Here is a 6146-nt window from a genome sequence, read left to right as displayed (position 1 = left end):
GTATAAGAGACAGCTGGGGCGCGGGCCCGCGGGCGGAGCTGGCGGCGGGGATGATGAAGCAGAAGGGCCGGCTGCTCTTCCTCGTGCCCCGGCCCGGCCGCGCCGCGCCCCTGGTGGCGCCGGTGCCTGTCACGCCCCCGAAGTGAGCTGCGCCGGCGGGGCGTTGGTGCGTCGCTGAATATCTTGAAGGCGCCCGCGTCGGTGATGCCGCGCGCCATGCTCACTCCGACGCTACGGACCTCTCCGGGATGCAGTGGGCCTTCCAGGCACGGGGGCAGGGAGGGGAGCAGGCGCTTTCCGTCCGCTACTGGGAGACGCAGGTGGCACGCACGCGCCCAAACCGGGCAGTATGGCCCCTGTCTCCCTTGTCACGGGTGGCCTGTGCTCACCCTGCCCGGCGCGGATGCCGGTGTGGCGCCGTGGGGAGAAGACACGAGGCACCTGGGATGAGCAGCGACGTGGCGGAAACGAAAGACGGAGTGGTTCTCCTCGACTATGCGCGGCTCGCGGAGGGCGCGGACCTGAGCGCCGCCATCGCGCGCGCCTACGGGCATGATGGCATTGGCCTGCTCGTCGTCCGGGGCATCCCCGGGCTGGCCGAGCTGCGCGACAACCTGCTGCCCCTGGGCTTCCGCTTCGCCGCGCTGCCCACCGAGGTGAAGGACCGCTACGTCCACCCGCGCAGCAGCTATTCGTTCGGCTGGAGCCACGGGAAGGAGCTGCTGCGTCCCGGCCAGTTCGACGAGTTCAAGGGCTCCTACTACAACAACCCCCAGTACGACGTGCCGCACACCGACGCGGCGCTCATCGAGAAGCACCCGGAGAACTACCACCCCAACGTGTGGCCAGACGCGGACTTCCCGGAGCTGCGGCCCGCCTTCATGGCGCTGGGGCAGCGGATGGTGGACGTGGGCGTGCTGGTCGCCGAGCAGTGCGACAAGTACGTGCAGGCGAAGCTGGGCAGCCGCCTGTCACCGGACGCGGCGCTGGCGCGGACGATTCGTGATTCGCGCGCGTGCAAGGCGCGGCTGCTCTACTACTTCGCGATCAACGAGGACGCGACGCCGCGCACGCGGGACTCATGGTGCGGCTGGCACAGCGACCACGGCTCGCTCACGGCGCTCTGCCCGGCCATGTACTTCGAGGCCGAGCCCGGCGCGAAGGAGCCGGCGCGCAAGGACATCCCGGTGCCGGACCCGGAGGCGGGCCTGTACGTGCGCACGCGGTCCGGCGAGGAGCGCAAGGTCGTCATCCCCAAGGACAGCCTGGCCTTCCAGATTGGCGAGAGCTCCCAGATTGTCACCGGCGGGCTGCTGCGCTCCACGCCGCACGCGGTGCAGGCGCTGGCCCACCCGGCCAGCCGCAACATCTCCCGCGCCACCTTCGCGGTGTTCATGCAGCCAGACAATGACATGCACCTGCGTCCGCCGGAGGGCGTGGACCTCGCCGAGCAGAAGGTGGGCGCCTTCCAGCCCGGCATGACGTTCGGTGACTTCGCCAAGGCGACGTTCGCGAAGTTCTACAACCCCTACGCGTAGCGTGCTCCGTCCCCGCGGACATCCTGCGCCGTTGACCTGAGTAGTGGAGAGGAGACAACCCATGCGTGCTCTCGGATTGGCCGTCGTACTTTCAATGGCGGGGATGCCGGTGGCGGCGGAGGCGGCCTCGCTCCGTTGTGGCCAGGCGCTGGTGGCGGATGGGGCGCTCAAGACCGAGGTGCTCGCCAAGTGCGGGGAGCCGGCGGCGAAGAACTTCCGCACGGTGACGGACTCGGCGGGCTCGGTGACGCCGGACAGGAGGACGGGGGGCGTCACGACGGAGCGGCGGTCCGTCACCCGTGAGTACGAGGAGTGGACCTACAACTTCGGGCCTCGCCGCTTCATGCAGGTGGTGACGTTCGAGAACGGCCGCCTCATCGACGTTCAGAGCGCGGGCTACGGAAGCTAGTCGCCGGGCCGGGATGGGCCGCCCGGACGGAGAGTGATAGCCTCCCGGTTCCACTGCTGGAGCGAGGGCTGTCCGATGATGCGCGGGGTTCGCTGGGGCATTGGCTTGGGTGCCATGGCGACGGTGCTCGGGGGCCTGGGCCTGTGGCGCGCGGAGCAGGTGGCGCGGCCGGTGCTCGTGGAGGTGCCCTTCCCGGCGTTCGCGCAGCTCCCCGCCCTGCCGCCGCTCCCGCTGCCGCCGCCGACGATGGATGCTCCGGCGGCTTCGATTCGGGTTCGGCTCGTCTCCGGGAGCAGCGGTGCGCCGCTGGCGGGCGCCCGGGTGTCGCTCATCCGTGGACTGTTCATGGCCGTGACGGGCGACACGGTGCCCGACGAGACGGCGCTGACGGACGTCTCGGGCGTGGCCTTCTTCGAGGCGCCCGGCGCGGGGGTGATGACCGTCTGCGCGCGAGGGGCCGGGCACGCCGAGTCCTGTGAGCGGGATGTCGGGGTCGTCTCAGGGGGCTCGCTCTCCGTGGCGCTCACGCTGCCACCAGGGGCCGTCGTGGAGGGGCAGGTCCTCCAGCATGACGGGACGCCCGCGGCGGGTGTCCGGCTGATCGCGCCCGGGGACAACCTGCTCGCGGAGATGACGCCCAGCTGGTCCACGACGGATGCGCAGGGCCGCTACACGCTGGATGGCGTGACGCCGGGCTCCGTCCAGGTGAGGCTCTTCGCGCCCCAGGGGAGGGCGCTCGACCGGTACCCCGGGGCGGAGCTGACCGCTGGCGAGGTGCGGCGCTTCGACATCCAGCTCGGCGCGTTCGTCCCCGTCACGGTCAAGCCGGTGATGGGCCGCACGCGTGGGACGGAGGCGGTGGAGTCCGTGCATGTGAATGTCCAGTTGGAGCCGCAGGCGGATGGCACCTTCACGGGCATCGCCGAGTCGGGCCGCTACTCCGTCTCCATGTGGGGCCGCCGGAACGGGCGGGAGGTGGCGGCACGGAAAGACGTGACGCTGGCGCCTGGCGCCCCGGCGGTCATCGCGTTCCCCTTCTCCGAGCTCAAGAGCGCAGGGATGGTGTTGCCGTGGTTCTCCAGCGACCCAGGCGTGTTCGAGGTCTCCGGCCGCGTCTTCCTTTCGGACGGCGCGCCGGTGAAGGGGGCGTGGATTGGGGCGCAGAAGCCGGGTCCACGGGGGCGACGGTGTGGCAGCTCGCCCGATGACCACGCGCATGTCCGCTTCGATGGCCCCGAATTCGTGGTGACGCCTCGGGTGGGGGCGGGGCGAATCTTCGCGTGGCTGCCGGATGGCCGCGCGGGCAGCGCCGCTGTCCGGGGCGGGAAGGGGGAGCGCGTGTCCGTCGACATCCACCTGGAGGAGACGGGCGCCGTCGCCGCGGTGATGGATTTCGGAGACGGCCACCTCTGGGGCAGCCGGCAGGAGATCACCGTGGACGGCCATTGGGTCGGCGCGTCGCACTACACGCTGTGGGATGGCAGCATCTTCGTGCCGGGGCTGAAGCCGGGCAAACACGTGCTGCGCACCTCCAACGGAGACGTGGAGTTCAACGTCAACGCCCGCGAGGTGACGAACCTGGGCGTGCTGAGACGGCCGCCGGAGCCTGAGGCCGCGCGCTCTGATTCAGAGGTCGCGGCCTCGGCGCCGTGACTACCGCGCAGCCTTCCGCAGCTCGTCGTCGATGATGGCGCGGAAGTGCTCCACCGGTCGGGCGCCCGTCACCTGGCGGCCGTTGATGAAGAACGTGGGCGTGCCCGTGGCGCCCACGCGCATGGCCTGGGCGACGTCCGCGGACACGTGCGCGTCATGCTGGCGCGAGTCCAGCGCCGCGTTGAAGCGGCCCACGTCCAGGCCCACCTGCCGCGCGTAGTCCTCCAGCGACGCCCGGTCCAGCTTGCGCTGGTTGGCGAAGAGCACGTCGTGGAACTCCCAGAACCTGCCCTGCGCGTGCGCCTCCATGGCCGCCTCCGCCGCCAGCTTCGCGTTCGGGTGCTGCGTCAGGGGCTGGTGCTTGAAGGCCACGCGCAGCTTGCCAGGATACGCGGCCTCCAGCGCCTTCATCGTCGGCACCACGCGGGCGCAGAACGGGCACTCGAAGTCCGAGAAGGCCACCACCGTCACCGGCGCGTCGGCCGGGCCCCGGGACGGCGCGGCGCCCACGTCCACCTGCTGGATGGCCGGCTCCTCCGGCATCAGCTGCTGCGTGGGCGGGCTGTCCTTCCCGGCGGAGATGGTTCGCGCGTACACCTCCACCGGCCGCACGCCCGTCCGCACCAGGGCCTCCGCCTTGCTCAGCTCCTCGTCCATGACACCCGTGAAGACCTCCAGTGGCTGGGCTCCGCTGATGAAGCGGCCATTCACGTAGAAGGCCGGCGTGCCGGTGGCGCCCAACTGCATCGCCAGCGCCTCGTCCTGGCGGACGCGCTCCGCCAGCCGCGGGTCCGCGCGGTCCTGGTTCCAGCGCGAGACGTTCAGGCCCACCTTCATCGCGTAGCGCTCCAGGTCGGCCTCGCTCAGCGCACGCGGGTTCGCGAAGAGCGCTTCATGCATCTCCCAGAACTTGCCCTGCTCACCCGCCGCCAGCGCCGCCAGCGCCGCCGGCCGGGCGCGCGCGTGGTTGGCCAGCGGATGGTGCTTCATCACCACGCGCAGCTTGCGGCCGTAGCGCTCCTGGAGCTGCTTCACCGTGCCGTTCGCGCGCGAGCAGAACGGGCATTCGTAGTCGGAGAACTCCACCAACGTGATGAGCGCGTCCTCCGCGCCCGCCGTCGGAGAGTCATTCACCGGCACCTTGTAGACGGTGGGCGAAATCGGCGCACGGGGCCGCGCGCCGGGGGCGGGCGCCTTCGCCGCGAGGTTGGCCGCATGGGCCGTTCCCGTGGCCAGCTCCGTGGGACGCGCCACGCGCCCCCCCGCGAAACCCAACGCCAGACCGACACTCAGGCTCACCCAGACAGACGACTTGGACATGGTGTTCTCCAGGAAAAAGACACACCCGTGGCGCCGCGGTCCGCCGCGTGACACCACCGGACCAGGCTTGCTCAGGCCCGGCGCCCAAGGAGTGGCGCGAGGCCCTTCGGAGTTTCAGCGCCGCCTCGAAGAATTTCCGCGCCGCTGGCGGTCCCCATGGGAGCAGGCAGGTGCCCGCCAGGTGGGTGGCGCTCCAGCGCATCCTGGCCGGGCCGGTGGTTGTCCGTCACCCGGCAGGCCCCACCTTTGAAGCAGGAAGGAGGTCAGGGCCTCATGCTGCGCAAAGCAAGCGGGTGGGTGTTGGGCCTCGCGGCGCTGTCGCTGCTGCTCTGTGGCGACGGGGCGACCGCGCAAGGCACACAGCAGGAGCCCGCGCGGACGGAGCAGGCGCCAACAGGGCAGGCCCTGACTTCGTCGGACGCCGCGGCGCTCCAGCGCGAAGTGAATCAGCTGCGCGCCGAGCTGCTGCAGCTCCGCCAGGAGGTGACGCAGCTCCGCGGGCAAGTCGCGGGCACGGGCGGCGCGGGCATTCCTCCAGGCGCGAGGGTGGTGAGTCCGCAGCGGGACACGGCCGCCCAGCAGGACACCGGCGCGCAGCCAGGCACGGGAGGCGCCGGCTCCTCGGGCGTCGTCAGTGACGTGCCGCCCGCGGGCGCGGACGTGCCATCGCCTCCCGGTACGGCCGTGGTGGATGCCGTCTACACCGGCGTGGTGCGCTCCGTGGGCGACACGGAGGTGGCCATCGCCGTCGGAGACGGTCCGCCGCTGACGCTTCGCGTGGACCCCCAGACGCGGGTGTTCCGGGACGGGCGCAACATCGCCTTGCGGAAGCTCGAGCCCGGCGAGCAGGTCCGCGCGGTGGTGAATCTGCTGGATGAGGAGCGGACGATGGAGATCTCCGTGCTCCCGTCCAATCCACCCCGGAAGTGAGGTGCCAGGTCCATCCACGCCGCGTCAGTCGCACGCCCGATGCTCGTCCCCGAGGCGGAGGTTCCCACCATGTCTGCTTACGACCGTTACCGTGCACTCCTGAACAAGCTGCGGCTCGCCCGCGCCCGGCACCCTGAAGGCGATTCACCCGAGGAGGACGGGCTGCTCGACGACATGGATGACGTCTGGATGGAGATGAGCGAAGGCGAACGCTCCGCCATCGCCACCGAGAGGGCCCGGGTGCTGGGCCTCCCCGAAGCCCAGCCCGCGGACTCGGCGGCGCAGCCCTGACGCCG

The 6146-nt window shown here is 71.1% G+C and carries 6 protein-coding genes and 1 pseudogene; 6 read left to right on the top strand and 1 reads right to left on the bottom strand.

What is annotated here, in order from left to right:
• The 4 genes and pseudogenes from HV826_RS38175 to HV826_RS31735 all read left to right on the top strand — a co-directional run.
• Positions 1 to 146, top strand: a pseudogene (locus HV826_RS38175) (transglycosylase); the annotation flags it as partial.
• A 333-nt stretch (positions 147 to 479) separates the two neighbouring features.
• Positions 480 to 1538 (top strand): 2-oxoglutarate and iron-dependent oxygenase domain-containing protein, encoded by a 1059-nt coding sequence (locus tag HV826_RS31745; protein ID WP_368671037.1) that lies wholly within the window; start codon positions 480 to 482, stop codon positions 1536 to 1538.
• Between the two features lie 61 nt (positions 1539 to 1599).
• On the top strand, positions 1600 to 1947 hold the full coding sequence (locus HV826_RS31740; RefSeq protein WP_255208609.1) for a DUF2845 domain-containing protein: 348 nt from the start codon (positions 1600 to 1602) through the stop codon (positions 1945 to 1947).
• 114 nt (positions 1948 to 2061) lie between these two features.
• Positions 2062 to 3600, top strand: a complete 1539-nt coding sequence (locus HV826_RS31735; protein ID WP_255217518.1) for a carboxypeptidase-like regulatory domain-containing protein — start codon at positions 2062 to 2064, stop codon at positions 3598 to 3600.
• On the opposite strand, the gene HV826_RS31730 is transcribed toward HV826_RS31735, so the two are convergent.
• Positions 3601 to 4920: a DsbA family protein gene (locus HV826_RS31730; RefSeq protein WP_176420807.1), complete on the bottom strand. Its 1320-nt coding sequence runs from the start codon at positions 4918 to 4920 to the stop codon at positions 3601 to 3603.
• Between the two features lie 273 nt (positions 4921 to 5193).
• On the opposite strand from HV826_RS31730, the gene HV826_RS31725 reads away from it, so the two are divergent.
• Positions 5194 to 5850 carry a hypothetical protein gene (locus HV826_RS31725; protein ID WP_176420806.1) on the top strand — a complete coding sequence of 219 codons (657 nt, stop codon included), beginning with the start codon at positions 5194 to 5196 and terminating at the stop codon, positions 5848 to 5850.
• A 69-nt stretch (positions 5851 to 5919) separates the two neighbouring features.
• The gene (locus tag HV826_RS31720; protein ID WP_240358715.1) at positions 5920 to 6141 is read left to right on the top strand and encodes a hypothetical protein; all 222 of its coding nucleotides are present in this window, start codon (positions 5920 to 5922) and stop codon (positions 6139 to 6141) included.
• The last annotated feature ends 5 nt before the right edge of the window (positions 6142 to 6146 follow it).

The sequence above is a fragment of the Myxococcus sp. AM010 genome, from assembly GCF_013372585.1.
Taxonomy (GTDB): domain Bacteria; phylum Myxococcota; class Myxococcia; order Myxococcales; family Myxococcaceae; genus Myxococcus; species Myxococcus vastator.
This window is presented reverse-complemented; position numbering and strand designations above follow the sequence as displayed.